Origin of the sequence: Nocardioides salarius, assembly GCF_016907435.1 — a bacterium.
GTDB classification, from domain to species: domain Bacteria; phylum Actinomycetota; class Actinomycetes; order Propionibacteriales; family Nocardioidaceae; genus Nocardioides; species Nocardioides salarius.
In genome coordinates, this window is record NZ_JAFBBZ010000001.1 from 3,132,867 (window position 1) to 3,158,513 (window position 25,647).

Here is a 25,647-nt window from a genome sequence, read left to right on the forward strand (position 1 = left end):
TTGTCAGGGGTTGCACCGCCCATCAAGCGCAGGAGAACCCTGACAAGTCCGGGGCAGGTGGCGACCCGAGGCCCCGGCCGGTACGCCGATAGGCTGGCCCCATGAGCGACGTGACCCCCGGCATCCCCGACCACGACCTCGTGCTGGTCGTCGACTTCGGGGCGCAGTACGCGCAGCTGATCGCCCGACGGGTGCGCGAGGCACGGGTCTACTCCGAGATCGTGCCGCACCACCTGCCGGTCGAGGAGATGCTGGCCCGCAAGCCGAAGGCGATCATCCTCTCCGGCGGCCCGAGCTCGGTCTACGCCGAGGGCGCGCCGGGCATCGACCCCACGATCTTCACGTCGGGCACCCCGGTCTTCGGCATGTGCTACGGCTTCCAGCTGATGGCGGCCGGCCTGGGCGGCACCGTGGCGCGCACCGGCTCGCGCGAGTACGGCCGGACCCCGGTCACCGTCGGCGAGGCGGGCACCCTGCTGGCCGACGTGCCGTCGTCGCACACCGTGTGGATGTCGCACGGCGACGCGGTCACCGCGGCCCCCGAGGGCTTCTCGGTGCTCGCTGAGACCACCAAGACCCCGGTCGCGGCGTTCGAGCAGGTCGACCGTGGCCTGGCCGGCGTGCAGTGGCACCCCGAGGTGCTGCACACCGAGCATGGCCAGCAGGTCCTCGAGCACTTCCTCGTCGACATCGCCGGCTGCCGCCAGACCTGGACGATGGTCAACATCGTCGAGGAGCAGATCGAGTCGATCCGTGCCCAGATCGGCGAGCGCGGCCAGGCGATCTGCGGCCTGTCCGGCGGCGTCGACTCGGCCGTGGCCGCCGCCATCGTGCAGCGCGCCATCGGCGACCGGCTCACCTGCGTGTACGTCGACCACGGGCTGATGCGCTCGGGAGAGACCGAGCAGGTCGAGCGGGACTTCGTGGCCGCCACCGGGGTCGACCTGCGCGTCGTCGACGCCGAGAAGCAGTTCCTCGACGCCCTCGCCGGGGTCTCGGACCCCGAGGAGAAGCGCAAGATCATCGGCCGCGAGTTCATCCGCACCTTCGAGGCCGCCGAGGCCGAGGTGCTGGCCGACAAGATGCCCGACGCCGTGACCGGCGAGGGCGGCGACAAGGTCGCGTTCCTGGTGCAGGGCACCCTCTACCCCGACGTGGTGGAGTCGGGCGGCGGCGCCGGCACCTCCAACATCAAGAGCCACCACAACGTGGGCGGCCTGCCCGAGGACCTCGAGTTCGAGCTCGTCGAGCCGCTGCGCACGCTCTTCAAGGACGAGGTGCGCCTGGTCGGCGAGCAGCTGGGCCTGCCCGCCGAGATCGTGCACCGCCAGCCGTTCCCGGGCCCCGGCCTGGGCATCCGGATCATCGGCGAGGTCACCCGCGAGCGGCTCGACATCCTGCGCCAGGCCGACGCGATCGTGCGCGAGGAGATGACCCGCGCCGGGCTCGACCGCGACATCTGGCAGATGCCGGTGGTGCTGCTGGCCGACGTCCGCTCGGTCGGCGTGCAGGGCGACGGCCGCACCTACGGCCACCCCATCGTGCTGCGCCCGGTCACCTCGGAGGACGCGATGACCGCCGACTGGGCCCGACTGCCCTACGAGGTCCTCGAGACCGTCTCGACCCGCATCACCAACGAGGTCGAGGAGGTCAACCGGGTCACGGTCGACATCACCAGCAAGCCCCCGGGCACCATCGAGTGGGAGTGAGCGGGGCGGGCCTCAGCGGTTCTTGATGTCCTTCTTCGTACGCCGCCGCAGCTGGATGATGCGCAGGCTGCCGGCGGTCGCGGTGAGCAGGATGCCGGCCGCGGTGGCGATGAGCATCGCCACCGCCACGGGGGTCTCGCCCTCGAAGGAGAGGAACCGCACGGTCGTGGTGTCGGTGTTCTGGGCGATGAAGATGATCAGCAGCACCAGGAGCACGCCCAGCCCGACCACGGCTGCGTAGAGGCCGCTGGTGCGCGAGCCGCGCAGCGGGTCGTCGCCGGCCTTCCTGCCGGTAGGCCCGGTGGTCGGCTCGGTCGTCGGCTCGGTGCTGGGCTGGGTCGGCTCGTCACCCGGGGTGGGCTGCGTGGTGCTCATGTGGCTCACCGTAGTCCGCCCGCGGCCCGGGGTGGGCCACCCCGGTGGTCCGGGGCCGTTCCTCCCGCGCCCTGGGTAAAAAGACGTGAGGGCGGTCACGAATCCCAGGTTTTACTGGTGAGGGCTCCCGCGACGTTGTACATTCTTCAACAGAACCGCCGGAGACCCGAGACTCCGGCGGTTCTTTCAATTTCTCCTCCCGCGCCGCCCGGCGCAGGCGGGACTCAGTCCATCAGGACGACCTCGACCTCGAAGCCCTCCGAGCTCTCGACGTAGAGCGCGGTGTGCTGCTCGCCGCCGGCGTGCGGGTAGCGGTCGGCGTACATCTCGTGCCACCCGTGAGCGGTCGACTCCGCCCGGATCCGGTCGAGCAGGGCGCGCGAGTCGGTGCACAGCGCGAGGTGGTTGATCCCCGCCCGCATCCGGTCGTACGCCGCGTCGTGCTGGTCGGGGGAGTGCTCGACGAAGAGGTAGGTGCCGTCGGGGTGGCACCACGACGTGCCCGGGAGGTCGATCTCCCAGCCCAGCTCGCCGAGGAGCCAGCCCCACTCGTCGACGGCGCGCTCGAGGTCGCCGACCCACAGGTCGAGGTGGTGCAGGGCCCGGGACGGCTGCTCGCTCATGCCCGGGACCCTATGCCCACCCGCGGTCGTGCGTCAGGCGTCGGCCGGGTCGTCGGGGACGACGTGCACCGCGGCCTCCTCGGCCGAGGCGGCCGCGCCGTCGATGCCGACGTCGTCGCCGACCAGGTCCTTCTCCAGGTCCTCGCCGAGGCCCTCGTCGGGGTCCACGAGGCGCCCGGCGCGCTCGTCGCCGACCTCGCCGGCGACCTGCTCGCGATCGGCCTCGGCCTCCGCTTCGGCGTACGGGTCGGGCTCGGGGACCTCCTGGGCCACCCGCTGGTCGAGCGACTCGCCGCTCGCCTCCTCGTAGGGCGTGTTGCCGAAGCCCTGACCGGGGGAGTACTTCTCGGGCGGCGAGTAGCCGCGGTCGAGCTGGTCCTCCACGTCGCCGTCGGCGAGGGTGTCCTCGCCGGTCAGCTGGTCGCTCTCCTCGACGGAGTAGTCGCCGTAGGTGTCGTCCTGTTCGTTCGGTCCGGTGCTCATGGCTCCACCGTAGCCACGCGGCGCGGCCGGTCGTCCCACCCGTTCGGCGCCGCGGCGGCTCACTGCCCGTCGAGCAGCAGCCGCCGCACCGGCAGCGCCTCCGTGTGCTGCTCGCGCACCCAGCGCACCAGCTCCTCGCGCACGTGGCAGCGCAGGTCGTAGAGCGTGGGAGCGTCGTACGACGTGACCAGGACGCGCACCCGCACCCAGCCGCCCACGGCGTCGGTGACCTGCACGTGCGAGACGCGGCCGTCCCACATCTCGCCGGCGCGTTCCATCACCGAGGGCAGGTGCTCGCGCAGCGCGTCGACCCCGGTGCGCCAGTCGAGGTCGAGCTCGACCGAGCCCATCAGCTCGGAGTTCTTGCGCGTCCAGTTCTGGAAGGGCGTGGTGGTGAAGTACGTCGAGGGCAGGATCATCCGGCGCTCGTCCCAGATCCGCACCACGACGTAGCTCAGGGTGATCTCCTCGATGGTGCCCCACTCTCCCTCGACGATGACGGCGTCGTCGACCTTCACGGCGTCGTTGAAGGCCAGCTGCATGCCCGCGAAGACGTTGGCGAGCATCGACTGCGCCGCGAGGGCCGCGACGACCGAGATCAGGCCGGCCGAGGCGAGCACGCTGGCCCCGATGGTGCGCACGGCGGGGAAGGAGAAGAGGATCGCGCCGATGGTCACGATGGTCACCAGCGCGATCGTGAGCCGGCGCACCAGCAGCACCTGGGTGCGCACCCGTCGGGCCAGCCGGTTGTCCCGCACGTCGGTGCGGGTGCGGCCCAGCGTCAGGTCCTCGACGAAGAGCAGCACGGCGGTCAGCAGCCACCCGCCCGCGCCGATCGCCAGGACGCGCAGGGCCAGGGCCGCGGCGTCCCACCAGGTCGCCCAGTCGGAGGACGGGTCTGGGCGGACCCCGGCGACCCAGCCGCTCAGTGCGAGCAGCACGACCAGGGCCCGGAACGGCCGCCGCGCCGAGTGCGCCAGGCGCGAGGCGGGCGGCCAGCGGCGGGCCAGGAGGCGCACGACCAGGTGCGTGAGCACGACGACGGCCAGGGCCCCCGCGAGCGCGGAACCGGCGGCGAGCAGGGCGTTGGTCCAGGTGACGGCCATGCGCCCCATCGTGCAACGCCCGTGCCGGGGCCGCTCAGGCCCCTCGGGGTGACCCGGGGGCCGTGACGGCCCCCCCGCCGACCAGCTCGGTGCGGTCCGCGGCGAGCAGCGCGGCGCCGAGCAGGCTCGCTCGCTCGCCCAGTTCGCTGGCCAGCACGGGGGTCTGTGCGACGGCGCTGAGCGCGTGGCGGCGCAGGCCGAGCCGGGCCGACTCGAGCAGCAGCTCGCCGGCACGGGCCATGTCGCCACCCACCACGACCACGTCGGGGTTGATCAGGTTGACGACGCTGGCGAGGCCCCATCCCAGGTGCAGCCCGGAGTCCTCGAAGACTCGACGAGCAGCGACGGAGCCCGACGTGGCGGCCTCGATGATGTCGTCGAGCGTGGCCTCGGGCAGCTGCGCGGCCATGAGGGCCTGCACGGTCTCGACCGAGGTGTACGCCTCGAGGCAGCCACGGCTGCCGCACCGGCAGACGGGCCCCTGCTCGTCGAGCGTCAGGTGCCCGATCTCGCCGGCGGTGCCCCGCGCGCCGCGGAAGACCTGCCCGTCGATGATGATGCCGGCGCCGGCGCCGGAGGAGATCTTGATGAAGACCGAGCTGCGGTGGCCGCGCGCCACGCCGCGGCGGTGCTCGGCCAGGGCGCCCAGGTTGGCGTCGTTCTCGATGGACACCGGCACGCCGAGGTGCTGCTCGGCGGCTCGGCGGGCGTCGACGCCCTCCCACCCCGGGAAGATCTCCGAGGAGCTGATGGTGTCGTCGGTGACGGGGGCGGGCAGCCCGAGCCCCACGTGGTGCAGGCTCCCGGGCAGCCGTCCCTCCGGGTGGGGCAGGCCCAGCTCGTCGGCCAGCTCCAGCGCCATCCGGCGCGCCTGGTCGAGTGCGCTGGCGTGGTCGAGCCCGGCGGCCATCTTGCGGCGGGTCTCGCCGAGCGGGCGGCCCATGGTGTCGGCCAGGGTGACGGCGACGTGGCTGTGGCCGAAGTCGATGCCCAGCACGTGGCCGGCGCCGGGACCGATCCGCACCGACGACCCGCGGCGCCCGCTGCCGGGGTCGGACTCCAGGAGTCCTGCTGCGCCGAGGTCTCGCACGATGTTGGAGATCGTGGCCGGGGCGAGTCCCGTCGCCCTCGCCAGCTCGGCCTGGGTGAAGCTGTCGGCGTCGCGGTCCGGGCCCTCCTCGGGGTGCTCCAGGGGGCGTCCGCGCAGCACTGCGAGCACGCGGCGTTGGTTGGCGGTGCGCAGTGCTGCGGTGGACCCGGGGGCGGAGCTCATGGTGCGAACTGTGACGCACACCGCATCGTGCGGTCAAGGAGTTGTCGGCACGACGTGATGGCAATGACGGATTTCTGGAGGCGATCAGGCGATTTGCGTTCAGATCTTGACGACAAGAGTGTGACGCCTGACACTCGTCCCAGACCGTCGTGGCCGTCCGGCCCCATCAGCTCGAGGAGACTCCCGTGTTCACATCCCTGCCCCGCGTCGCGGCGCTCGCGACCGCCATCGTCATCGGTGGTGCCGGCCTGTCCGCCTGCGGCGCCAACGACGCCCAGACCTCCGGCTCCGACGACGGCTCCTCGAGCTCCGCCGGCGGCACGATCGCGCTCCTGCTGCCCGAGTCCAAGACGACGCGCTACGAGGCGTTCGACAAGCCGCTCTTCGAGGCGAAGGTCGCCGAGCTGTGCAGCGAGTGCGAGGTCGACTACTTCAACGCCGACCAGGACGAGCAGAAGCAGGCCCAGCAGCTGACCAGTGCCCTGACCGCCGGCGCCGACGTCGTGGTGCTCGACCCGGTCAACGGCGCGGGCGCGACCGGGATGGTCGCCGAGGCCCAGGGCCAGGACGTGCCGGTCATCGCCTACGACCGCTTCATCGACGGCGCCGACTACTACATGTCCTTCGACAACGAGACCGTCGGCCAGATGCAGGGCGAGGCGCTCATCGAGGCGATGGACGACCAGGGCAGCATCCTGATGCTCAACGGTGCGCCCAGCGACCCCAACGCCGCACAGTTCAAGGCGGGTGCCCACAGCGTCATCGACTCCAGCGGGGTGACGATCCTCGAGGAGTACGACAACCCCGACTGGAGCCCCGAGAACGCCCAGCAGTGGACCAGCGACCAGCTCAGCAAGTACAAGCCCGCCGAGATCAACGGCGTGTACGCCGCCAACGACGGCCAGGCGGGCGGTGTCGTGGCGGCCCTGACCGGCGCCGGCGTCTCGCGGGACTCGCTGCCCCCGATCACCGGCCAGGACGCGGAGATCGCTGCGATCCAGCGCATCCTCGCCGGTGAGCAGGCGCTGACCATCTACAAGCCGATCCCGATCGAGGCCGAGACCGCGGCCGAGGTGGCCGTCGAGCTGGCCACGGGCGAGGAGGTGGGTGAGACCACCGACACCGGGGTCACCCAGAGCGACTACAACGGCGTCACCTCCTACATCTTCGACCCGATCGCGGTGACCCAGGACAACGTCGCCGACACGGTCATCGCGGACGGCTTCTACGACGCCTCCGACATCTGCACCGGGGACTACGCGAAGGTCTGCCAGGAGGCTGGCATCTCCTGATGACCACCACGACGACGCGACCGGTGAGGGACACCCACGTCCTGTCCCTCACCGGCATCAACAAGCGGTTCGGTGCCGTCCAGGCTCTCACCGACGTCTCGCTGGAGGTGGCTGCCGGGGAGGTGGTGGCCCTGGTCGGCGACAACGGCGCCGGCAAGTCCACGCTGGTCAAGGTGATCGCCGGGGTCTACCAGCCCGACGGCGGGGACATCACCTTCGCCGGACGCAAGGTCACCGTGGGCGGTCCCAAGGACGCCCAGGCCCTCGGCATCGCGACCGTCTTCCAGGACCTGGCGCTGTGCGACAACCTCGACGTCGTGGCCAACCTGTTCCTGGGCCAGGAGCGGACCACCGGTCCGGTGCTCGACGAGATCGAGATGGAGAAGGAGTCGTGGCGGCTGCTGCGCACCCTGTCCGCCAAGATCCCCTCGGTGCGGATCCCCATCGCCGCCCTCTCGGGCGGTCAGCGCCAGACGGTCGCGATCGCGCGGTCCCTGGTCGGCAAGCCGCAGGTGGTGATGCTCGACGAGCCCACCGCCGCGCTGGGCGTCGCCCAGACCGCGGAGGTGCTCAACCTCGTCGAACGGCTGCGCGAGACGGGTCTCGGGGTCATCCTGATCAGCCACAACATGGCCGACGTCCAGGCGGTCGCCGACCGCATCGTCGTCCTGCGCCTGGGGCGGAACGCGGCGGAGTTCCGCACCGAGGACGTCTCGACCGAGGAGCTGGTGGCGGCGATCACCGGCGCCTCCGACAACGTCGTGACGGCCCGCGCCCAGCGCACCGGCGCGCAGACCCACGCGGAGGCCGGCGATGAGTGAGACCCTCGACAAGCGCACCGAAGACGCGACCGGGTCCGTCGTGGCGGCCGACGCGGCCGACGAACGGTTGATCCGGCACCAGGGGCTGCAGGGCTACCTGCACTCCACCTGGGCCCGCCTCAAGGGCGGCGAGCTCGGCATGCTGCCGGTCGTCTTCGGCCTGATCGTCATCTGCCTGGTGTTCCAGCTCAACGAGCCGACGTTCCTCTCGAGCCGCAACCTGGTCTCGATCACCCAGTTCGCCGCCCCCACCGGGGTGATCGCGCTCGGCATCGTGCTGGTGCTGCTGCTCGGCGAGATCGACCTGTCGGTCGGCTCGGTGTCGGGCTTCGCGGCGGCGACCATGGCGGTGCTCGTCGTCAACGAGGGCCTGTCGCTGGTCGTGGCGATGCTCGCGGGCGTCGGCGTCGGCCTGGCCATCGGGTGCCTCTACGCGTTCTTGTACGTCAAGGTCGGCGTGCCGAGCTTCGTGTTCTCGCTGGCCGGCCTGCTGGCCTTCCAGGGAGCGCTGCTCTACGTGCTCGGCGACCAGGGCACCATCGTGCTGCCGCAGGACTCCGGGTTGCGAGAGTTCGCCCGGGACCGCTTCCTGACCGATGCCCAGGCCTACGGGCTGGTCGCGCTCGTGGTGCTGGTCTACGTGGGCTCCAAGCTGCTCGACATCCGTCGGCGCAAGGCGGCCGGCCTGACCCCGGGCAGCCCGGTCGGCGTCGCGGTCAAGGCCGCGTTGCTCGGCCTCGGCCTGGGCTACCTGACCTACTACCTGGGCATCGACCGGGGGTGGAGCTACCTGCCGGTGCTCTTCGCCTTCCTGGTGGTCGTGATGGACTTCGCGCTGCGCCGCACCCGGTGGGGACGCCACGTCTTCGCCACCGGCGGCAACGAGGAGGCGGCACGCCGCTCGGGCATCAAGGTGACCCGGGTCTACGTCTCGGTCTTCGCCCTGACCTCGTCGTTCGCGGCACTGGGCGGCATCCTGCTGGCCGGACAGCTGACCTCCGTCTCGCAGAGCAGCGGCACCACCGACACCAACCTGACGGCCATCGCCGCAGCGGTCATCGGCGGGACCAGCCTCTTCGGCGGGCGCGGGTCGGCGTACTCGGCGCTGCTCGGCATCATCGTGCTGCAGTCGATCCAGAGCGGGTTGAACCTGATGAACGTCGACTCCTCGGTGCGCTTCATCGTCACCGGTGCGGTGCTGCTGCTCGCCGTCGCCATCGACTCGGTCTCGCGTCGAGCCCGCTCCTCGAGCGGGCGCGGTTAGCGCCCGACCAGTCACATTCGCACCATCGAGGCGTCAGTTCTGCACCCACCCGGGTGCGGCGCTGACGCCTCGGTGGTGCAGGACTGACTGGTGGGTGGTGCGAAGGTGACTGCTCGTCAGCGGGTCCCGTAGAGGGTGGTGCGCTCGTGGACGGGGCGGCCGATGCCGGCGCCCATCTCGCGCAGCTCCTCGACCGTCTTGGCCGAGCCGTGCTCGGAGCCGGCCATCCGGCTGATGGTCTCCTCCATCAGGGTGCCGCCCAGGTCGTTGGCGCCGGCGCGGAGCATGGCCTGGGTGCCCTCGACCCCGAGCTTGACCCACGAGGTCTGGATGTTGTCGATGCGCCCGTGCAGCAGGATGCGCGCCATCGCGTGCACCGCGAGGTTGTCGCGGTGGGTGGGACCGGGTCGCGCGACGCCGGCCAGGTAGATCGGCGAGGACGTGTGCACGAACGGCAGCGGCACGAACTCGGTGAACCCGCCGGCCCCGGCCTCGCGGGCCCGGTCCTGGATGCCGGCGAGCACCCGCAGGTGGCCCACCCAGTGCCGCGGGTGGTCGACGTGGCCGTACATCATCGTGCTGGTCGTCGGGAGCCCCACGCGGTGCGCGGTGGAGACGATCTCGACCCAGGTGCTGGTGGGCAGCTTGCCCTTCGTCAGCACCCAGCGCACCTCGTCGTCGAGGATCTCCGCGGCGGTGCCGGGCAGCGACCCGAGCCCCGCCTCGCGGGCCTTGATCAGGAAGTCCTCGATGGAGAGCCCGGTGCGGGCGGTGCCGTTGACGACCTCCATGGGGGAGAAGGCGTGCACGTGCATCTCGGGCACGCGCTTCTTGACCGCCGCCGCCAGGTCGAAGTACGCCGTCGCCGGCAGCTCGGGGTCGATGCCGCCCTGCATGCACACCTCGGTCGCGCCGAGGTCCCACGCCTCGGCCGCGCGGTCGGCGACCTCGTCGAGGGAGAGCGAGTAGGCGTCGGCGTCGCTCCTGCGCTGGGCGAACGCGCAGAAGCGGCACCCGACGTAGCAGACGTTGGTGAAGTTGATGTTGCGGTTGACGACGTAGGTGACGTCGTCGCCGACCACCTCGCGGCGCAGGTCGTCGGCGAGGCGGCACACCTCGTCGAGCAGCGCGCCCTCGGCGGTCATCAGCCTCAGCGCGTGCTCCTCGGAGAGCCCGCCCGGGTCGGCCTCGGCAGCGGCCAGCGCCTCGCGGCCCTCGGCGTGCAGCACCGCGGGTGCGCCCACCGGCGACGTGCTCGAGGAGGTCGAGGTGCCGGCGGCCGCGTCGCGCACCGAGTCCCAGTCGCCGTAGACCTCGCTGAAGTCGGAGCGCCGGTCGTCGGTGCGGCCCTCGGTGTCGACGGCCTCGTGCAGGTCGGTGCGGCCGCTGGACTCGAAGCCGCCGTCGGGCTCCTGCCAGGCCCGGCCCACCGGTCGTACGCCGTCGCGGGCCAGGCCGTCGGGGGCCGCGAGCGCCGCGACGTGGCCGGCCACCCGCGGGTCGAGCCACGGCGCACCGTCGTGGAGCGCGGCGCGGACGTACTCGGGCTGCAGGGTGAGCCGGGGCGCGAGCCGGAACCCGGCGGCGCCGCTGATCTCGCGCAGCCGCTCGACCGAGGGCCAGGGCCGCTCGGGGTTGACGTGGTCGGGGGTCAGCGGCGAGACGCCGCCCCAGTCGTCGACGCCGGCGGCGAGCAGCGCCTGGCACTCCTCGGCGTCGACGAGGTTGGGCGGCGCCTGCACCCGGGCGCGCGGCCCGAGGACCAGGCGGGTGACCGCCAGCGCGGCGCAGTACTCGTCGAGGTCGAGGTCGTCGCTGTGCCGCATCGCGGTGTCGGGCTTGGCCCGGAAGTTCTGCACGATGATCTCGTGCAGGGAGCCGTAGGCCTTCATCACCTTGCGCAGCGCGAAGATCGTCTCGGCGCGCTCGGTCAGCGTCTCGCCGATGCCGACCAGCAGGCCGGTGGTGAAGGGGATCGAGAGCCGCCCGGCGTCCTCGAGCACCCGCAGCCGCACGGCGGGGTCCTTGTCGGGGGAGCCGTAGTGGGCCTCGCCCCTGGTCTCGAAGAGCCGCCGCGAGGTGGTCTCGAGCATCATGCCCATCGACGGCGAGACCGGCTTGAGGCGGTTCATCTCCTCCCAGGTCATCACCCCGGGGTTGAGGTGCGGCAGCAGCCCGGTCTCCTCCAGCACCCGCACCGCCATCGCGCGCACGTAGGCCAGCGTGGAGTCGTAGCCCTGCTCGTCGAGCCACTCCTGGGCCTCGGGCCAGCGGTCCTCGGGGCGGTCGCCGAGGGTGAAGAGCGCCTCGAGGCAGCCGAGCTCGGCGCCCTGGCGGGCGATGTCGAGGATCTCGTCGGGGGACAGGTACGGCGCCCGGCCCTCGCGGGCCGCCTGCCCCGGGGTCTCGACGAAGGTGCAGTAGTGGCAGCGGTCGCGGCACAGCCGCGTGACCGGGATGAAGACCTTGGGCGAGTAGGTGACCACGCCGGGTCGGCCCGCGGCCACGAGCCCTGCGTCACGCACCTGCGCGGCCGCGGCGCACAGGCGGTCGAGGTCGGCGCCGGTCGCGGCCAGCAGCGCCTCGGCCTCGGCCACGTCGAGAGCCGCGCCGCGCTCGGCCCGGGCGAGCGCGCGGCGTACCTGCTGGGGCGTGGGCGCGGCGTTCATCACCTCAGATTAACGACGGCCGGGCCGCGTCGGCGGGGCGGGCCACCCGCCGGGACGGCTCAGCCCACGTGCTGCCCGCCCGAGGCCAGCGCCGAGGGCCACCAGGTGCGCTGGCCCACGAGGTAGCAGACCGCGGGCACCAGCAGCGAGCGCACCACCAGGGTGTCGAGCAGCACGCCGAAGGCGACGATGAAGGCGATCTGGGCCAGGAACAGGATCGGCACCACGCCCAGGGCCGCGAAGGTCGCGGCCAGCACCACGCCGGCCGAGGTGATCACGCCGCCGGTGACCGAGAGCCCGCGCAGGATGCCCGGCCGGGTGCCCAGGCGCAGCGACTCCTCGCGCACCCGCGTCATCAGGAAGATCGAGTAGTCGATGCCCAGCGCGACCAGGAAGACGAAGGCGATCAGCAGGGTCGAGGGGTCGCTGGCGGGGAAGCCGAAGACGTGCTCGAAGACCAGCGCGCTGACGCCCATGGTCGCGCCGAACGAGAGCACGTTGGCCACGATCAGCAGCCCGGCGGCGGCCAGCGAGCGCAGCAGCAGCGCCAGCACCACGAAGATCACCACCAGGATCGCGGGGATCACCACGGCGCGGTCGCGGCTGGTGGTCTCGCGGGTGTCGAGCAGGGTGGCGGTGGAGCCGCCGACCAGGATGTCGTCGTCGACCTCCGACAGGTCCGCGCGCAGGCGCTGGACCGTCTCGGTGGCGGCCTCGGTCTCGCTGCCGTCGGCCAGGTTGGCCAGCAGGATGGAGACCCCGTCGACGCTGCGCGGCTGCTGCGGGTCGTCCGCCTCGGGGATCGGCGCGATCGCCGGCTGCGGGCCCTCGCTCTGCTGCGAGACGCCCTCGTCGGCGCGCAGCACGTCGACGGCCGCCCCGATCCGGTCGGTCGGCACCACGATCTGCAGCGGGCTCGCGGTGTCGGCCTCGTAGTGGGCGTCGAGCACGTCCTGCGCGGCGACCGACTCCTCGGCGGTCAGGAACAGGTCGGTCTGGGGGACGGGGTCCTCGTCGAGGGTGAAGGCGAAGCCGGCGAAGACGGCCAGCACCAGGGTGGTCACGGCGGCGACGGCCACGGTGCGGTCGCGCACGAGGCGGGCCACGGCGCCCCACAGGCCCTCGGTGTTCTTGTGCTCCGAGCCGTAGGCGGGCACGAGCGGCCAGAAGGCGCGGCGGCCCAGGAGCACCAGCGCCGCGGGCAGGAAGGTCAGCGAGACCAGCATCGCCGCGGCGATGCCCAGCGCGCCGACCGGGCCGAGGCCCTGCAGGCTGGCCAGGTCGGAGAGCAGCAGGCACAGCAGGCCCAGGATCACCGTGGCCCCCGAGGCGCCGATCGGCTCGACGACCGCGCGAAGCGAGGCCCGCATGGCGTCGTACTTCGACTCCCGGTCGCGCAGCTCCTCGCGGAAGCGGGCCACCAGCAGCAGCGAGTAGTCGGTGGCGGCGCCGATCGCCAGGATGAAGAGGATGCCCTGGCTCTGGCCGTTGAGGGCCAGCAGGTCGGCCGAGGCCAGCGCGTAGATCACCGCGGAGGCGGTGCCCAGCCCGAGCACGGCCGAGAACAGCACGACGAACGGGAGCACCGGGGTGCGGTAGACCACCACCAGGATCACCAGCACGACCGCCAGGGCCACCACGAGCAGCAGGCCGTCGATGGCGCCGAAGGCGTTGACCAGGTCGGCGAGGATGCCGCCGGGCCCGCCGACGAGCGCCTCGAGGCCCTCGGGCGGGTCGTCGAGCACCGCCCGCAGCGCCTCGACCCGCTCGATGATCACCTCGCCGTCGGTGGTGGCCACCTGCACGACCAGCTGGGCGGCCTCACCGTCGTCGGAGGGCACCGGGCCCTGCACGCCGGCGACGTCGTCGACCTGGCCCAGCTCCTCGGCGTACGCCGCGATCGTCTGCTGGTCGGCGTCCTCGAGGCCGCCGTCGCGCTCGAAGACGACCGTGACCGGGATGGTCTCCTGCTCCTGGAAGCCCGTGAGGGTCTCCAGGACCTGGGTCGACTCGGCGGTCTCGGGCAGGAAGGCGGCGTTGTCGTTCTCCTGCACGCTGCCCAGCTGGCCGGCGAACGAGCCCAGCGGCCCGCCCACGAAGACCCAGACGAGGACGATCAGCAGCGGCCAGACCCAACGTCGCTTCATGGCAGCAGCGTGCCAGAGACCGCCGGTGACCGACGGGTGAGGACCGGTCCTAGATTAGATGCCCAGCGCGCGCCCGATGATCTCCTTCTGGATCTCGGTGGTGCCGCCGTAGATCGTCTGGATGCGGCTGTCGACGTAGGCCTTGGCGATGGGGTACTCCATCATGTAGCCGTAGCCGCCGTGCAGCTGCACGCCCTGGTCGACCAGCTTCTTCTGCAGCTCGGTGGTCCACCACTTGGCCATCGAGGCCAGGCTGGCGTCGACCTCGCCGGCGTTGAGCTTGGTGACGCAGTCGTTGACGAAGGTGCGCGCGATGTAGACCTCGGTGGCCATCTCGGCGAGCGTGAAGCGGGTGTTCTGGAACTTGCCGATCGGCTTGCCGAAGGCTTCGCGCTCCTTGACGTAGGCCAGCGACAGGTCGAGCACGTGCTCGCAGGCGGCCAGCGCGATGCAGGCGATCGAGACCCGCTCCTGGGGCAGGTTCTCCATCAGGTGGATGAAGCCGTGGCCCTCGGTGCCGAGCAGGTTGTCCTTGGGCACCTCGACGTTGTCGAAGAACAGCTCGGCGGTGTCCTGGGCCTTGAGGCCCATCTTGTCGAGGTTGCGGCCGCGCTCGAAGCCGGCCATCCCGGCCTCGACGACCAGGAGGCTGAAGCCCATGTGGCCGGCGTCGGGGTCGGTGCGCGCGACGACGATGACGACGTCGCTCATGATGCCGTTGCTGATGAAGGTCTTGGAGCCGTTGAGCACCCAGTGGTCGCCCTTGTCGACGGCGCTGGTGCGGATGCCCTGCAGGTCGGAGCCGGCGCCGGGCTCGGTCATCGCGATCGCGGAGATCAGCTCGCCGGAGACCAGGCCGGGCAGCCAGCGCTGCTTCTGCTCCTCGGTGCCCAGGGAGGAGATGTAGGGCACGATGATGTCGGTGTGCACGGGGAAGCCCAGCCCGCTGGCGCCGACCTTGGAGATCTCCTCCGCGACGATGGCGTTGAAGCGGAAGTCGCGCACGCCCATGCCGCCGTACTGCTCGTCGACGTCGAAGCACAGCAGCCCCGCCTCGCCGGCCCTGCGCCACACCTCGCGGCTGACCTGGCCGTCCTTCTCCCACTGGTCGTGGTGGGGCACGACCTCCTTCTCCATGAAGGCGCGCGCCATGGCGCGGAAGTCCTCGTGCTCCTCGGTGTAGATCGACGTGGGCTGGGCCATGGGGTTGCCTCCGGTGTGGTGCCTGCCGCGGGTGCGGACCGTACGAGCAGAACTGTGACAGCAGAACTGTCACACTTCAAGCGTTAGGGTCAGGTCCATGACGGCGAGCACCCAGCTGGACGACGCGGACGCGCTGCTGACGGTCGACGAGCTGGCCGCCGCCGTCGGGCTCACGGTGCGCACCACCCGCTACTACGCCAGCCTCGGGCTGCTGCCCCCGCCGCTGCGCCGGGGCCGGGTCGCCTACTACGACAGCGTGCACCGCGCCCGGCTCGAGCTGGTGCGCGCGCTGCAGGAGCACGGCTTCACCCTCCAGGCCATCGAGCGGTACGTCGCCTCGGTGCCGGCCGAGGCGGGCGTCGAGGAGCTGGCGATGCAGCGGGCGATGCTGACCTCGTGGACCTCGCAGGTGCCCGAGGAGCTCGACCGCACCGAGCTCGACGCCCGGGCCGGGCGCTCGCTGGGCGAGGAGGACCTCGGGCTGCTGGAGCGCCTGGCGCTGCTCGACCCGGTCGAGGGTGGTCGCTACCGGGTGATGCCCAACCTGCAGATCGGCCTCGACCTGCTCGCCCTCGACGTGCCCCCCGAGAGCGTGGGCGCCGCCGGCGACGCGATCACCCGGCACATGACCGCCCTGGCCGAGGAGCTCACCGACATCCTGCGCAGCGGCCTGCTGGCGCCGTACCGCAGCGGCGAGCACAGCCCGGCCGAGGCCGAGCGGATCGAGCGCACGCTGCCGCAGCTGCGCCGGCTGACCCTCGAGTCGGTGGTGGCCGGCTTCCAGCGCGCCGCCAACGCCGTCATCACCCGCTCGCTGGCCCGCGACTGAGGGTCGGCGCGCACGCTCAGCGTCGCATCGCCCTGCGGGCCAGCCGGTTGCCGCCGAACTGGACCAGCTGGACGAAGGCGATGATCACCAGCACCGCGGCCCAGGTCACCAGCGGGTCGAACTGGCGGTAGCCGTAGGTCAGGGCGAAGGCGCCCAGCCCGCCACCACCGACCACGCCGGCGATCGCGGTCATGTCGACGATCGCGACCAGCACGAAGGTGTAGCCCAGGACGAGCGGCCCCAGCGCCTCGGGCAGCAGCACGGTCAGGATCGTGCGCAGCCGACCGGCGCCCATCGCGCGCGAGGCCTCGATGACGCCGGGGTCGACCGAGACGAGGTTCTGCTCGACGATCCGGCTGATGCCGAAGGTCGCTGCCAGCGAGAGGGCGAAGATGATCGCCCGGTTGCCGATCCCGATGCCGACGACCAGGCGCGCCAGGGGTTGCGCGGCGGCGATGAAGATGACGAAGGGGATCGGCCGGAAGAAGTTGACGACCAGGTTGAGGCCGACGTGCACCACGCGGTTGGGCGTGATGCCGCCGGCGCGGGTCGTGTAGAGCAGCGTGCCGAGCAGCAGTCCTCCCGTGCCACCGATGCCGAGGGTGATGGCGACGATGTAGAGCGTCTCCAGTGCCGCCTCGAGGAAGAGGGAGTCGAGCTCGATCAGGCGGTCCATCAGGACGCCTCCTTCCCGGTGCGCGCGGGGGGCTCGGTGACCTCGGCCAGCGTGGCGACGTGCGCGAGCGCGCCGGCCACGGCAGCGTCGTCGCCGGTGAGGGTGAGGGTCAGGTGGCCGAAGGTGCGGCCGCGGACGTCCTCGACCCCGCCGTGCACGAGCTCGAAGGCCACGCTTCGCTCGATGAAGGCGGCGAAGACGTCGGCGGGCGAGGCGTGCTCGTCACGGAAGGAGAGCGTGACCATCCGCCCCGGGTGCCGCTCGCGCAGCCGCTCCAGGGCCCGCGGCGGCGGGCCCTTCTCCACCAGAGTGCTGACGAAGCGCTGGGTGGCGGGGTGCTGCGGGGAGGCGAAGACGTCGTAGGTGTCGCCGAGCTCGACGACGCGCCCGGCCTCCATCACCGCGACGCGGTGGGCCAGCGAGCGCACCACCTCCATCTCGTGGGTGATCAGCACGACGGTCAGCCCGAGTTCCTCGTTGACCCGGCGCAGCAGCGCCAGCACCTCGCTGGTGGTCTGCGGGTCCAGCGCGCTGGTCGGCTCGTCGGCCAGCAGGATGCGCGGGTTGGTCGCCAGCGCCCGAGCGATCCCCACCCGCTGCTTCTGCCCGCCCGAGAGCTGCTCGACGTGGGTGTGCGCCTTGTCGGCGAGGCCGACGAAGTGCAGCAGCTCGGAGATCCGTGCCCGGTGCTGCTCCCGGGGCACGCCGGCGACCTGCAGCGGGTAGGCGATGTTGCCCCACACGGTGCGCGAGGAGAAGAGGTTGAACTGCTGGAAGATCATCCCGATGTCGCGGCGCACCTCGCGCAGGGCGCGCTCCGACAACGAGCTGACCTCGCGGCCGGCGACGGTGACGGTGCCGCTCGTGGGCCGGTCGAGGGCGTTGACCAGGCGCAGCAGGGTCGACTTGCCGGCCCCGGAGTAGCCCACCACCCCGAGCACCTCGCCCTCGGCCACGTCGAGGTCGACGTGGTCGAGGGCGTGCACCGGCGCCCCGCGCCGGGAGGCGGCGGGGAAGGTGCGGCTCACGTCCGACAAGCGGATGAGCGGGGCGCTGGACGTGCCGGTCACGCTGCGGTCAGCCCTGCTGGTCGCGGGTGTCGGCCTCGACCTCGGCCAGGATGGCCCGCAGGTCGTCGACGGGGGTGTCGAGCATGACGGCGGTGCCGCCCGAGACCTCGACGACGCCCTCCTGCACGGCCTGGGTCTCCTGGTAGATCTCCACCAGGCGCTGGTACGTCGGGTCGTCGAGGTCGTCGGCCTGCGCGGCGAAGACGTTGGCGTAGGGCAGCGCCTTGGCGTCGTCGGGGTCGTCCTGGGCCAGGGCGTCGTCGAAGTCGAGGCCGGCGCGCTCCACGAAGTCGTTGTTGACCACGGCGCCGGCGAGGTCGTCGAGCGAGGTCGCGGTCAGCGCCGCGTCGAGCGCCTCGACCTCCACGCGGGAGGCCGCGGTGTCGATGTCGGCGAGGTCGGAGAAGATCGTCCCGCCGCTCTTGAGCTCGATCAGGCCGGCCGACTGCAGCAGCACCAGGGCGCGGGCCTGGTTGCTGGCGTCGTTGGGCACCGCCACGGTCGCGCCGTCGGGGATCTCCTCCACCGCGTCGTACTGCTTGGAGTGCAGGCCGAGGGGGTAGATCGCGGTGGCGCCGATGGGCTGCAGGTCGTCGCCGCTGGCGATGTTGTAGTCGGCGAGGAAGACGATGTGCTGGAACTGGTTGAGGTCGAGCTCGCCCTCGGAGACGGCCGGGTTGGGCTGGTTGTAGTCGGCGAAGTCGACGACCTCGACGTCGATGCCCTCGTCCTCGGCGGCCTGCTCGTAGGTGGCCCAGTAGGGGTCGCTGGCGCCCACGACGCCGATGCGCACGGTCTCACCGGCCGTGGGGGAGTCGTCGTCGCCGCCGGTGGCGGCGACCACGACCCCGGCGACGACCGCCAGCGCCACGAGCGAGGCCAGCACGAACGGCCAACGGCGCCGGTTCGGCGCCTCGACGAGGTCGGGGCCGGTCGAGGAGGAGGGGATGGGGGAGGAGTCAGGCACGAGAGGTGACCTTCCGGGTCAGCGACGGGGAACGTGGCTACAACAGGTGTGGGCCCACGGCATTCCGGTTCCGGGCCACGCAGGGCCGTCATGTGCGTCACACGAGCAGGGGGTCGAGCACCAGGTGGGCGGACATCGCCGGGTCCTGTCCCTCCCGCGAGCTGGGCAGCCGTCGAGTGCTCGACCCTCGTTGGTCGAGCAGTGACGAGCGCCAGCGAGGAGCGTCGCCGAGACCGGGTGAGGTGCCCACGTGCCGTACGCCGGGTGGTTGCGGGGTCTCGGCGTCGCTCGAGCCTTCGGCCCTCGCTGCTCGACAACGACCGCCGTTGGTCGAGCAGTGACGAGCGCCAGCGAGGAGCGTCGCCGAGACCGGGTGAGGTGCCCACGTGCCGTACGCCGGGTGGTTGCGGGGTCTCGGCGTCGCTCGAGCCTTCGGCCCTTGCTGCTCGACCAACGACCGCCGTTGGTCGAGCAGTGACGAGCGCCAGCGAGGAGCGTCGCCGAGACCGGGTGAGGTGCCCACGTGCCGTACGCCGGGTGGTTGCGGGGTCTCGGCGTCGCTCGAGCCTTCGGCCCTTGCTGCTCGACCAACGACCGCCGTTGGTCGAGCAGTGACGAGCGCCAGCGAGGAGCGTCGCCGAGACCGGGTGAGGTGCCTACGCGCCGTACGCCGGGTGGTAGCGGGGTCTCGGCGTCACTCGAGCCTTCGGCCCTCGCTGCTCGACCAACGGTGCTTGCTGGTCGAGCAGTGACGAGCGCCAGCGAGGAGCGTCGCCGAGACCCGGTGAGTGACGTGCTCGCCGTACGCCGGGTGGTTGCGGGGTCTCGGCGTCGCTCGAGCCTTCGGCCCTCGTTGCTCGACCAACGACCGCCGTTGGTCGAGCAGTGACGAGCGCCAGCGAGGAACGACGCCGAGACCCAGCGAGCACCACACCCGCCGTACGCCATGAGGTCACCGGGTCTCGGCGTCGCTCGAGCCTTCGGCCCTCACTGCTCGACCAACGGTGCTTGCTGGTCGAGCAGTGACGAGACCCTGCGGGGGAGGGGCGGCCTTCGTGGGCCTGGTTGGCTGGCGGGCATGCGCATCCTCTTCACCGGCGGCAGCGGCAAGGCCGGCCGCCACGTCGCCCCGTTCCTCGCCGACCAGGGCCACCAGGTCACCAACGCCGACCTGGTGCCGCTCGACCACCCGGGGGTGGCCGACCTCCGGGTCGACCTGACCGACGCGGGCTCGACCTACTCGGCGCTGGCCGGGCTGGCGACCTTCGACGAGCTCGACCTGCCCGAGAAGCCGGCGTACGACGCGGTGGTGCACTTCGCCGCGGTGCCGCGCATCCTGCTCACCGACGACGCGACGACGTACGCGACCAACGTGCTGAGCACCTACAACGTGCTGGAGGCCGCGACCCGGCTGGGCGTGCGCAAGGTGGTCTTCGCCTCGTCGGAGACGACGTACGGCATCTGCTTCGCGCAGGGCGAGCGGCGCCCCCTCTACGTGCCGCTCGACGAGGAGCACCCCACCGTGCCGGAGGACTCCTACGCGATGTCGAAGGTGGCCAACGAGGTGACCGCGCGCTCGTTCCAGGCCCGCACCGGCGCCGACGTCTACGGGCTGCGGATCAACAACGTCATCGAGCCCCACGAGTACGCCGAGATGTTCCCGGCCTTCCTCGAGGACCCCTCGCTGCGCCGGCGCAACGTCTTCGCCTACATCGACACCCGCGACCTGGGCCAGATGGTCCAGCGCTGCCTGGGGACCGACGGGCTGGGCTACGAGGTCTTCAACGTCGCCAACGCCGACATGTCGGTCGCCGCGACCACCGACGAGGTGCGCGAGCGCTTCTACGACGGCGTCGAGCAGCGCGGGGAGATGGGGCGCGACGAGACCTTCTACTCCATCGACAAGGCGCGCCGGCTGCTCGGCTACGAGCCGCAGCACTCGTGGCGCGACGTGCTGGCCGACCCGGGGGCGTCCTCGTGACGCAGCTCGAGGAGCGCGTGGCCCCGTGCGAGCGGTGCGGCCGTCCGGTCGGCGCCGAGCGGTTGGCGGCGCTGCCGCGGGCGACCACCTGCATCGCGTGCGCCAGCCTGCGCAAGCGTCCCTCGCGGGGCCAGACCTGCTCCTGAACCGGCGCGGCGTGCGGGACCGGCCCAGTCGTCCGACCCGTGCCCTCTCATCCCCCCGGGGGTACTCTTGAGGGTCATCACGAACGGATGGACGGTTCCATGTGGTGGTTGCTCTGGCTGGTAGCGGCGGTGGTGCTCGGCGCGGCGGAGTTCGTCACGCTGACGCTGTTCCTCGGCCTGCTGGCGGGCGCGTCGCTGGTCGCCGCGGTGGCCGCCGGCCTCGGTGCCTCGGTGCCCGTGCAGCTGCTGGTCTTCGCCCTCACCGGCGGGGTGGGCCTGGCTGCGGTCCGGCCGATCGCCAGGCGCAACCTGACGCTGCCGCCGCCCTCGCGCGAGGGCAGCGACGCCCTCGTCGGACGCTCCGCGCTGGTCACCCGCGAGGTCACCGCCGACGGAGGCCTGGTGCACCTGTCGGGCGAGGACTGGTCGGCGCGGGCCTTCGACGAGGACCTGGTGATCCCGCCCGGCGTCCGGGTCGACGTCTTCGGGATCGAGGGCGCGACCGCCGTGGTCCATCCGCGTGACCCGCTGCCGGACCAGCTGCGGGAGCCCGACCCCCTGGAGGAGTGAGTGCCGTGGACCTGCTCGTGCCGATCGCCGTCCTGGCCGCCCTGGTCGTCTTCGTGGTCGCCTCGGCGATCCGGATCGTGCCGCAGGCGCGCCGCTACAACATCGAGAGGTTCGGTCGCTACCAGCGCACCCTGCAACCCGGCCTCAACCTGATCATCCCGCTCGTCGACCGGGTCAACACCAAGCTCGACGTCCGCGAGCACGTCTACTCCTCCGACCCCAAGCCGGTCATCACCGAGGACAACCTCGTGGTCGCCATCGACACGGTGCTCTACTACCAGATCACCGACCCGCGGGCGGCGGCGTACGAGGTGGCCGACTACCTGCAGGCCATCGACCACCTGACCGTCACCACGCTGCGCAACCTGATCGGCTCGATGGACCTCGAGAGCACCCTGACCTCGCGCGAGACCATCAACACCCGGCTGCGCGAGGTGCTCGACGAGGCCACCGGCCGGTGGGGCATCCGGGTCAACCGCGTGGAGATCAAGGCCATCGACCCGCCGACCAACATCAAGGAGGCGATGGAGAAGCAGATGCGCGCCGAGCGCGACAAGCGCGCCGCGATCCTGCACGCCGAGGGTGAGCGGCAGGCGCTGATCCTGACCGCGGAGGGCACCCGCAACAAGCTGATCCTCGAGGCCGAGGGCCGCCAGCAGGCCACCATCCTCGAGGCGGACGGCGAGGCGAAGGCGCTCGAGCGCGTCTTCCAGTCGGTGCACGCCAACGACGCCGACCCCAAGGTGCTGGCCTACAAGTACCTCGAGATGCTGCCGCGGCTCGCCGAGGGCGGCAACAGCTTCTTCGTGATCCCCGGGGAGCTCACCGAGGCGGTCCGGACCGTGACGTCGGCGTTCGCCCCCGAGCACGGGCCCGAGCCCGGGGTCGGCCAGGACCGCCGGGCGCCGGCGCGACCCGTGCGCGAGCCGGCGCAGCGCATCGGCCCGGTGGCCCGGCCGCAGGCCATCGAGGCCGAGGCGGCCCGGGCGGCCGAGCTGGCCCGTGCCGCGGCCGACGAGGCGAAGAACGAGGTCGAGCGCGCCACCCTGTGACGCTCAGTCGGTCCAGCTGCGGTGCAGGGCGCGCGGCAGCGCCCACACGCCGCGCTCGGTCAGCCGCTCCTGGTCGTCGAGCACGCCGAGGGCCCGCCAGCGCGGTGCCAGGTGGTCCAGCGCCGCCGCCATGACCGCGAGGTGGCCGTCGGGGTCCTCGATCTCCCCGTCCACCTCGTCGAGGGCGACCACGTCGGCCTGCACCTGGGCCGCGTCGAGGTCGCTGCCGGGGCCGCGGCGTACGACGCCCAGGGCCAGGCCGAGCCAGTCGACGTGCTGCAGGGCCATCACCGCGGCCAGCGACTCCACCTCGTCGTCGCCTGGCAGCTCCGACGGCGAGATGGTGTCGACGAGCTCGTCGAGCCACACGGCCCTGTCGTCGGGGACGTCCTCGACGCCGGGCACTCGCTCCGCGAGGTAGCGCGCGGCCTCGCGGTCCACCGCCGCCCACTCCTCGAGCCAGGCGTCGGACTCCTCGTCGCTGGGGACCCAGTCGTCGGTCATGGGACGACGCTAGCGCGACTCGGGGTCGGGACGCACCGTCCGACGCGAGCTCTTCCGCGGGAGGGTGGCCAGCGCGCAGACTGGGGTGACGAGACGGGGAGGTGCGGCGAGTGCGAGCAGCGGTGGAACGTGGGAAGGGGGCCGGCGGGCTCGGCGCGGCGGTGCTCCTCGTCGTCGCCGGGGCGTTGCTGGTGGCGGCGTCGTGGCAGCGCTGGGCCGACGTCTGCGGGTGGGGCGAGAGCGGGAGCACGGCGTGCCTGGAGCGGCAGGACCACCGCTTCGACGTCGTGGTGCCCGGAGCGCCGTGGGAGCCCGTCGGGGCGGCCGCCCAGCTGGCGGGTGGGTCGCTGCTGGTCCTCGCCGCCGCCCTCGTGCTGCTGCCGTGGGCCCTCGTGGGGCGTCGGCCGGATGCCGTCACCGCCGCCGCGACCCTCGCGGGCGCGCTGGGCACGGCGGCCGTCGGCGTCGCCACCCTCCGCTCCGGGCTCACCGGTGATCTCGTCGACCCGGTCGGCGGGGGCGTCGCGGCCGCGGCGTGGGTGCTGCTGCCTCCTGCGGTGGCGGTGCGGCTGGCGATCTCGGCGCGCGGGCCACGACTCGCCGCCGCGGTCCTGCTGGTGCTCGCCGCCCCGCTCGTGGCGGCGTTCTCCTACGCGGTCGGGCCCTACGACGCCCAGCCGTGGTGGGAGGCGGTCTCGGGCGTGCTCCTGGTCGGCGCCGGCCTGTGCCTGCTCACGGCTGACGTCGCCCGGCGCAGCCGCGGTGGGCGGGGGAGAGTGCGGTCCCGCGAGCTCGACCACGCCGTGTGAGCAGGCCGGCGACCTGACCGACGGCCTGGCGCGTGGAGGGCGGCACGCCAACAGCCGCGACCCCGTGCGCTGGTCCCGGTGCTCCCGTGGAGGATGGGAGGATGGTCGACGAGGTCACGACGCGGCGGGTTCCCTACACGGTGACGATCGCAGGGGTGCAGAAGGCTGCGACGAGCACGCTCTACTCCCTGCTGGCTCGCCACCCACGCGTGGCCGGTGGTGGCAGCAAGGAGGTCCACTACTTCGACGACGAGACGCGCGACTGGTCGAGGCCCGCCCACGGCGACTACCACGCCGTAGCCGAGAAGGAGCGCCAGCGGTTCGGGGTCGACGCGACACCGTCGTACCTGTTCTGGCCCGGAGCCATGCGCCGCATCGCCGCCTACGACCCGCAGATGCGGGTGATCCTGAGCCTCAGGGACCCCATCGAGAGAGCGTTCTCCCAGTGGTCGATGACCTACGGACGCCGTGCGGGCGACCACCCCGCCTTCGCGGAGCTGGTCGAGTCGTCCCTCGCGATGGGCGACGTGTCCCGTGGTGGGCCGGCCGGGGTGAGCAACGGGCAGCTGCGCAAGCGGAGCCTGGTGCAGCGGGGCCTGTACGGCGCCCAGCTCCGAGAGGCGCTGCTCCACCTGCCGCGCGAGCAGTTCCTGGTCATGGACTTCCGCGACGTGGTCGGTGACCTCACCGGGGCCGCTCGACGGATGACGACGTTCCTGGGCCTGCCGCCGTTCAAGAAGGCGGCGCCGGCCCTCAGCGCCAACCCCTCCCGCTCCAACCTGGTCGCCCCGCCCGTCACCGGGGCCCTGGTCCGCCGGCTCGCCGAGATCTACGCCGACGACCTCGCGCTGCTGGCGACCGAGGTCGACCTCGACGTCGCGGCCTGGTCGACCTCGCGGGTGCTGGCCGGCAGCCTCGACCCCGACGACCTCGCCGAGCGGCTGAACCGCAAGGCCGGCCTGGTGCAGCCGGCCCCGCCCGGGGTCAGGCCAGCCACTCCTTGACCTGCGCGATGGTCGCGGCGGGGTCCTCGGTGGCCGGGTTGACCTGCAGGTTGGTGACGCCGGCCTCGCGGAAGGCGGCGATGCGCTCCTTGACGTACGACGCCGGCCCGACCAGGTTGCCGGCCTCGAGCCACTCGGTGGGCACCAGCGCCTCGGCCTCCTTCTTCTTGCCGTCGAGGTAGAGGTCCTGGATCTGCTTGGCCTCGGCCTCGTAGCCGTACTGGCAGGCGAGCTCGTTGTAGAAGTTCTTGCCGCGCGCACCCATGCCGCCGACGTACAGGGCGTACATCGGGCGCATGAAGTCGAGCATGCCCTTGACGTCCTCGCCGATCGCGACCATGCCGCCGGCGCTGACCTCGAGCGGGGCCAGCTCGTCGGAGCGCTTGGCGCGGCCCTTGGCCAGCGCCTCGCCCCAGACCGTCTCGGCCTTCTCGGGGTAGAAGAGGAAGGGCAGCCAGCCGTCGGCGACCTCGGCGGTCATCGCCACGTTGGCGTTGCCGAGCGCGGCCACCCACAGCGGGATCGAGGAGCGCTCGGGCTTGTTGAGCAGCTTGAGCGGCTTGCCCAGTCCCAGGCCCTGGTCGGCGGGCAGCGGGAGCGTGAAGATGCCGTCGGCCTCGAGGCGCTCGTGGCGCAGCCCCGAGCGCAGCAGCCGGATCACCTCGCGGGTGCGGCCCAGCGGCTTCTCGTAGGCCATGCCGTGGAAGCCCTCGATGACCTGCGGCCCCGAGGCGCCCAGGCCGATGACCGCACGGCCGCCGGACACGTTGTCGAGGCCCGCGGCCGTCTGGAGCAGCGCGCCCGGGGTGCGGGAGTAGACGTTGAGGATGCCGGCGGCGATCTGGACCGTCTCGGTCTTCGCGGCGAGGTAGCCCATCAGCGTGGGGGCGTCGAAGCCGTAGGGCTCGGCCACCCAGATCATGTCCAGCCCGGCCTTCTCCAGGTCGACGACCTGGTCGGCGGTCTCTCGCGGGTTGCCGGCGTAGACGAGCGGCATCGACAGCTTCATGGGTCCCCTTGCGGTGCTGAGATCGGCGTACAACGTCGGTCGTGACCGTAGCAGTGCCGCTGTCA

The 25,647-nt window shown here is 72.1% G+C and carries 24 protein-coding genes; 11 read left to right on the forward strand and 13 right to left on the reverse strand.

What is annotated here, in order from left to right; genetic code table 11:
- Positions 1-101 precede the first annotated feature (101 nt).
- Positions 102-1,709: a glutamine-hydrolyzing GMP synthase gene (guaA, locus tag JOE61_RS15135; protein ID WP_193666990.1), complete on the forward strand. Its 1,608-nt coding sequence runs from the start codon at positions 102-104 to the stop codon at positions 1,707-1,709.
- Positions 1,710-1,721: 12 nt separating this feature from the next.
- On the opposite strand, the gene JOE61_RS15140 is transcribed toward guaA, so the two are convergent.
- The 5 genes from JOE61_RS15140 to JOE61_RS15160 form a co-directional block, all read right to left on the reverse strand.
- Positions 1,722-2,084: a LapA family protein gene (locus JOE61_RS15140; RefSeq protein ID WP_193666991.1), complete on the reverse strand. Its 363-nt coding sequence runs from the start codon at positions 2,082-2,084 to the stop codon at positions 1,722-1,724.
- Positions 2,085-2,308: 224 nt separating this feature from the next.
- Positions 2,309-2,707 carry a VOC family protein gene (locus tag JOE61_RS15145; RefSeq protein WP_193666992.1) on the reverse strand — a complete coding sequence of 133 codons (399 nt, stop codon included), beginning with the start codon at positions 2,705-2,707 and terminating at the stop codon, positions 2,309-2,311.
- A gap of 33 nt (positions 2,708-2,740) precedes the next feature.
- Positions 2,741-3,190 (reverse strand): DUF5709 domain-containing protein, encoded by a 450-nt coding sequence (locus JOE61_RS15150; RefSeq protein WP_193666993.1) that lies wholly within the window; start codon positions 3,188-3,190, stop codon positions 2,741-2,743.
- A gap of 59 nt (positions 3,191-3,249) precedes the next feature.
- Positions 3,250-4,296 (reverse strand): mechanosensitive ion channel family protein, encoded by a 1,047-nt coding sequence (locus JOE61_RS15155; RefSeq protein WP_193666994.1) that lies wholly within the window; start codon positions 4,294-4,296, stop codon positions 3,250-3,252.
- Positions 4,297-4,330: 34 nt separating this feature from the next.
- Positions 4,331-5,569: an ROK family transcriptional regulator gene (locus JOE61_RS15160; RefSeq protein ID WP_193666995.1), complete on the reverse strand. Its 1,239-nt coding sequence runs from the start codon at positions 5,567-5,569 to the stop codon at positions 4,331-4,333.
- Between the two features lie 185 nt (positions 5,570-5,754).
- On the opposite strand from JOE61_RS15160, the gene JOE61_RS15165 reads away from it, so the two are divergent.
- From JOE61_RS15165 to JOE61_RS15175, 3 genes are read left to right on the forward strand one after another with little or no spacing between them, the layout of a single operon-like run.
- The gene (locus tag JOE61_RS15165; RefSeq protein WP_193666996.1) at positions 5,755-6,861 is read left to right on the forward strand and encodes a substrate-binding domain-containing protein; all 1,107 of its coding nucleotides are present in this window, start codon (positions 5,755-5,757) and stop codon (positions 6,859-6,861) included.
- Complete coding sequence (locus JOE61_RS15170) at positions 6,861-7,682, forward strand: ATP-binding cassette domain-containing protein (protein WP_193666997.1); 822 nt, start codon at positions 6,861-6,863, stop codon at positions 7,680-7,682. Before JOE61_RS15165 ends, JOE61_RS15170 begins: the two co-directional genes overlap by 1 nt.
- The gene (locus tag JOE61_RS15175; protein ID WP_193666998.1) at positions 7,675-8,946 is read left to right on the forward strand and encodes a sugar ABC transporter permease; all 1,272 of its coding nucleotides are present in this window, start codon (positions 7,675-7,677) and stop codon (positions 8,944-8,946) included. Before JOE61_RS15170 ends, JOE61_RS15175 begins: the two co-directional genes overlap by 8 nt.
- 116 nt (positions 8,947-9,062) lie before the next feature.
- Here the strand turns inward: JOE61_RS15175 and JOE61_RS15180 are convergent, their stop codons facing one another.
- From JOE61_RS15180 to JOE61_RS15190, 3 genes are read right to left on the reverse strand one after another with little or no spacing between them, the layout of a single operon-like run.
- Complete coding sequence (locus tag JOE61_RS15180; protein ID WP_193666999.1) at positions 9,063-11,615, reverse strand: bifunctional FO biosynthesis protein CofGH; 2,553 nt, start codon at positions 11,613-11,615, stop codon at positions 9,063-9,065.
- A 59-nt stretch (positions 11,616-11,674) separates the two neighbouring features.
- Positions 11,675-13,762, reverse strand: coding sequence for an MMPL family transporter (locus JOE61_RS15185; protein ID WP_193667000.1), 2,088 nt, complete (start codon positions 13,760-13,762; stop codon positions 11,675-11,677).
- Between the two features lie 54 nt (positions 13,763-13,816).
- Positions 13,817-14,965 carry an acyl-CoA dehydrogenase family protein gene (locus JOE61_RS15190; RefSeq protein WP_193667001.1) on the reverse strand — a complete coding sequence of 383 codons (1,149 nt, stop codon included), beginning with the start codon at positions 14,963-14,965 and terminating at the stop codon, positions 13,817-13,819.
- A 97-nt stretch (positions 14,966-15,062) separates the two neighbouring features.
- Here JOE61_RS15190 and JOE61_RS15195 point away from each other — a divergent pair, with 97 nt between their 5' ends.
- Positions 15,063-15,794 carry a MerR family transcriptional regulator gene (locus tag JOE61_RS15195; RefSeq protein WP_204797254.1) on the forward strand — a complete coding sequence of 244 codons (732 nt, stop codon included), beginning with the start codon at positions 15,063-15,065 and terminating at the stop codon, positions 15,792-15,794.
- A 16-nt stretch (positions 15,795-15,810) separates the two neighbouring features.
- On the opposite strand, the gene JOE61_RS15200 is transcribed toward JOE61_RS15195, so the two are convergent.
- From JOE61_RS15200 to JOE61_RS15210, 3 genes are read right to left on the reverse strand one after another with little or no spacing between them, the layout of a single operon-like run.
- Positions 15,811-16,470 carry a methionine ABC transporter permease gene (locus tag JOE61_RS15200; RefSeq protein ID WP_193667002.1) on the reverse strand — a complete coding sequence of 220 codons (660 nt, stop codon included), beginning with the start codon at positions 16,468-16,470 and terminating at the stop codon, positions 15,811-15,813.
- Positions 16,470-17,498: a methionine ABC transporter ATP-binding protein gene (locus JOE61_RS15205; protein ID WP_307823042.1), complete on the reverse strand. Its 1,029-nt coding sequence runs from the start codon at positions 17,496-17,498 to the stop codon at positions 16,470-16,472. The genes JOE61_RS15200 and JOE61_RS15205 overlap by 1 nt, the downstream gene beginning before the upstream one ends.
- A 49-nt stretch (positions 17,499-17,547) precedes the next feature.
- The gene (locus JOE61_RS15210; RefSeq protein WP_307823043.1) at positions 17,548-18,507 is read right to left on the reverse strand and encodes a MetQ/NlpA family ABC transporter substrate-binding protein; all 960 of its coding nucleotides are present in this window, start codon (positions 18,505-18,507) and stop codon (positions 17,548-17,550) included.
- A gap of 1,078 nt (positions 18,508-19,585) precedes the next feature.
- Here JOE61_RS15210 and JOE61_RS21805 point away from each other — a divergent pair.
- From JOE61_RS21805 to JOE61_RS15225, 4 genes are all read left to right on the forward strand, one after another.
- Positions 19,586-20,488, forward strand: coding sequence for an NAD-dependent epimerase/dehydratase family protein (locus JOE61_RS21805; RefSeq protein ID WP_193667003.1), 903 nt, complete (start codon positions 19,586-19,588; stop codon positions 20,486-20,488).
- Positions 20,485-20,634 carry a TraR/DksA C4-type zinc finger protein gene (locus tag JOE61_RS21810; protein WP_307823045.1) on the forward strand — a complete coding sequence of 50 codons (150 nt, stop codon included), beginning with the start codon at positions 20,485-20,487 and terminating at the stop codon, positions 20,632-20,634. Before JOE61_RS21805 ends, JOE61_RS21810 begins: the two co-directional genes overlap by 4 nt.
- 87 nt (positions 20,635-20,721) lie before the next feature.
- Positions 20,722-21,204: an NfeD family protein gene (locus JOE61_RS15220; protein WP_227491137.1), complete on the forward strand. Its 483-nt coding sequence runs from the start codon at positions 20,722-20,724 to the stop codon at positions 21,202-21,204.
- 5 nt (positions 21,205-21,209) lie between these two features.
- A complete protein-coding gene (locus JOE61_RS15225; protein WP_193667005.1) occupies positions 21,210-22,256 on the forward strand; it encodes an SPFH domain-containing protein in 1,047 nt (348 codons plus the stop codon).
- Between the two features lie 3 nt (positions 22,257-22,259).
- Here JOE61_RS15225 and JOE61_RS15230 read toward each other — a convergent pair whose 3' ends face one another.
- Positions 22,260-22,760 (reverse strand): hypothetical protein, encoded by a 501-nt coding sequence (locus tag JOE61_RS15230; protein WP_193667006.1) that lies wholly within the window; start codon positions 22,758-22,760, stop codon positions 22,260-22,262.
- A 122-nt stretch (positions 22,761-22,882) separates the two neighbouring features.
- On the opposite strand from JOE61_RS15230, the gene JOE61_RS15235 reads away from it, so the two are divergent.
- Positions 22,883-23,569, forward strand: a complete 687-nt coding sequence (locus tag JOE61_RS15235) for a hypothetical protein (protein ID WP_193667007.1) — start codon at positions 22,883-22,885, stop codon at positions 23,567-23,569.
- Positions 23,570-23,670: 101 nt separating this feature from the next.
- The gene (locus tag JOE61_RS15240) at positions 23,671-24,573 is read left to right on the forward strand and encodes a sulfotransferase family protein (RefSeq protein ID WP_193667008.1); all 903 of its coding nucleotides are present in this window, start codon (positions 23,671-23,673) and stop codon (positions 24,571-24,573) included.
- Here the strand turns inward: JOE61_RS15240 and JOE61_RS15245 are convergent.
- Positions 24,554-25,582, reverse strand: coding sequence for an LLM class F420-dependent oxidoreductase (locus tag JOE61_RS15245; RefSeq protein ID WP_193667009.1), 1,029 nt, complete (start codon positions 25,580-25,582; stop codon positions 24,554-24,556). The two genes, JOE61_RS15240 and JOE61_RS15245, sit on opposite strands and share 20 nt — an antisense overlap.
- Positions 25,583-25,647: the final 65 nt, after the last annotated feature.

What these genes read in the sequence shown, in the direction of transcription:
- guaA (WP_193666990.1), top strand. Translation starts at nt 102, where the DNA reads ATGAGCGACGTGACCCCCGGCATCCCCGACCACGACCTCGTGCTGGTC.
- JOE61_RS15140 (WP_193666991.1), bottom strand. Translation starts at nt 2,084, where the DNA reads ATGAGCACCACGCAGCCCACCCCGGGTGACGAGCCGACCCAGCCCAGC.
- JOE61_RS15145 (WP_193666992.1), bottom strand. Translation starts at nt 2,707, where the DNA reads ATGAGCGAGCAGCCGTCCCGGGCCCTGCACCACCTCGACCTGTGGGTC.
- JOE61_RS15150 (WP_193666993.1), bottom strand. Translation starts at nt 3,190, where the DNA reads ATGAGCACCGGACCGAACGAACAGGACGACACCTACGGCGACTACTCC.
- JOE61_RS15155 (WP_193666994.1), bottom strand. Translation starts at nt 4,296, where the DNA reads ATGGCCGTCACCTGGACCAACGCCCTGCTCGCCGCCGGTTCCGCGCTC.
- JOE61_RS15160 (WP_193666995.1), bottom strand. Translation starts at nt 5,569, where the DNA reads ATGAGCTCCGCCCCCGGGTCCACCGCAGCACTGCGCACCGCCAACCAA.
- JOE61_RS15170 (WP_193666997.1), top strand. Translation starts at nt 6,861, where the DNA reads ATGACCACCACGACGACGCGACCGGTGAGGGACACCCACGTCCTGTCC.
- JOE61_RS15175 (WP_193666998.1), top strand. Translation starts at nt 7,675, where the DNA reads ATGAGTGAGACCCTCGACAAGCGCACCGAAGACGCGACCGGGTCCGTC.
- JOE61_RS15180 (WP_193666999.1), bottom strand. Translation starts at nt 11,615, where the DNA reads ATGAACGCCGCGCCCACGCCCCAGCAGGTACGCCGCGCGCTCGCCCGG.
- JOE61_RS15185 (WP_193667000.1), bottom strand. Translation starts at nt 13,762, where the DNA reads ATGAAGCGACGTTGGGTCTGGCCGCTGCTGATCGTCCTCGTCTGGGTC.
- JOE61_RS15190 (WP_193667001.1), bottom strand. Translation starts at nt 14,965, where the DNA reads ATGGCCCAGCCCACGTCGATCTACACCGAGGAGCACGAGGACTTCCGC.
- JOE61_RS15195 (WP_204797254.1), top strand. Translation starts at nt 15,063, where the DNA reads ATGACGGCGAGCACCCAGCTGGACGACGCGGACGCGCTGCTGACGGTC.
- JOE61_RS15200 (WP_193667002.1), bottom strand. Translation starts at nt 16,470, where the DNA reads ATGGACCGCCTGATCGAGCTCGACTCCCTCTTCCTCGAGGCGGCACTG.
- JOE61_RS21805 (WP_193667003.1), top strand. Translation starts at nt 19,586, where the DNA reads ATGCGCATCCTCTTCACCGGCGGCAGCGGCAAGGCCGGCCGCCACGTC.
- JOE61_RS15220 (WP_227491137.1), top strand. Translation starts at nt 20,722, where the DNA reads ATGGACGGTTCCATGTGGTGGTTGCTCTGGCTGGTAGCGGCGGTGGTG.
- JOE61_RS15230 (WP_193667006.1), bottom strand. Translation starts at nt 22,760, where the DNA reads ATGACCGACGACTGGGTCCCCAGCGACGAGGAGTCCGACGCCTGGCTC.
- JOE61_RS15240 (WP_193667008.1), top strand. Translation starts at nt 23,671, where the DNA reads ATGGTCGACGAGGTCACGACGCGGCGGGTTCCCTACACGGTGACGATC.
- JOE61_RS15245 (WP_193667009.1), bottom strand. Translation starts at nt 25,582, where the DNA reads ATGAAGCTGTCGATGCCGCTCGTCTACGCCGGCAACCCGCGAGAGACC.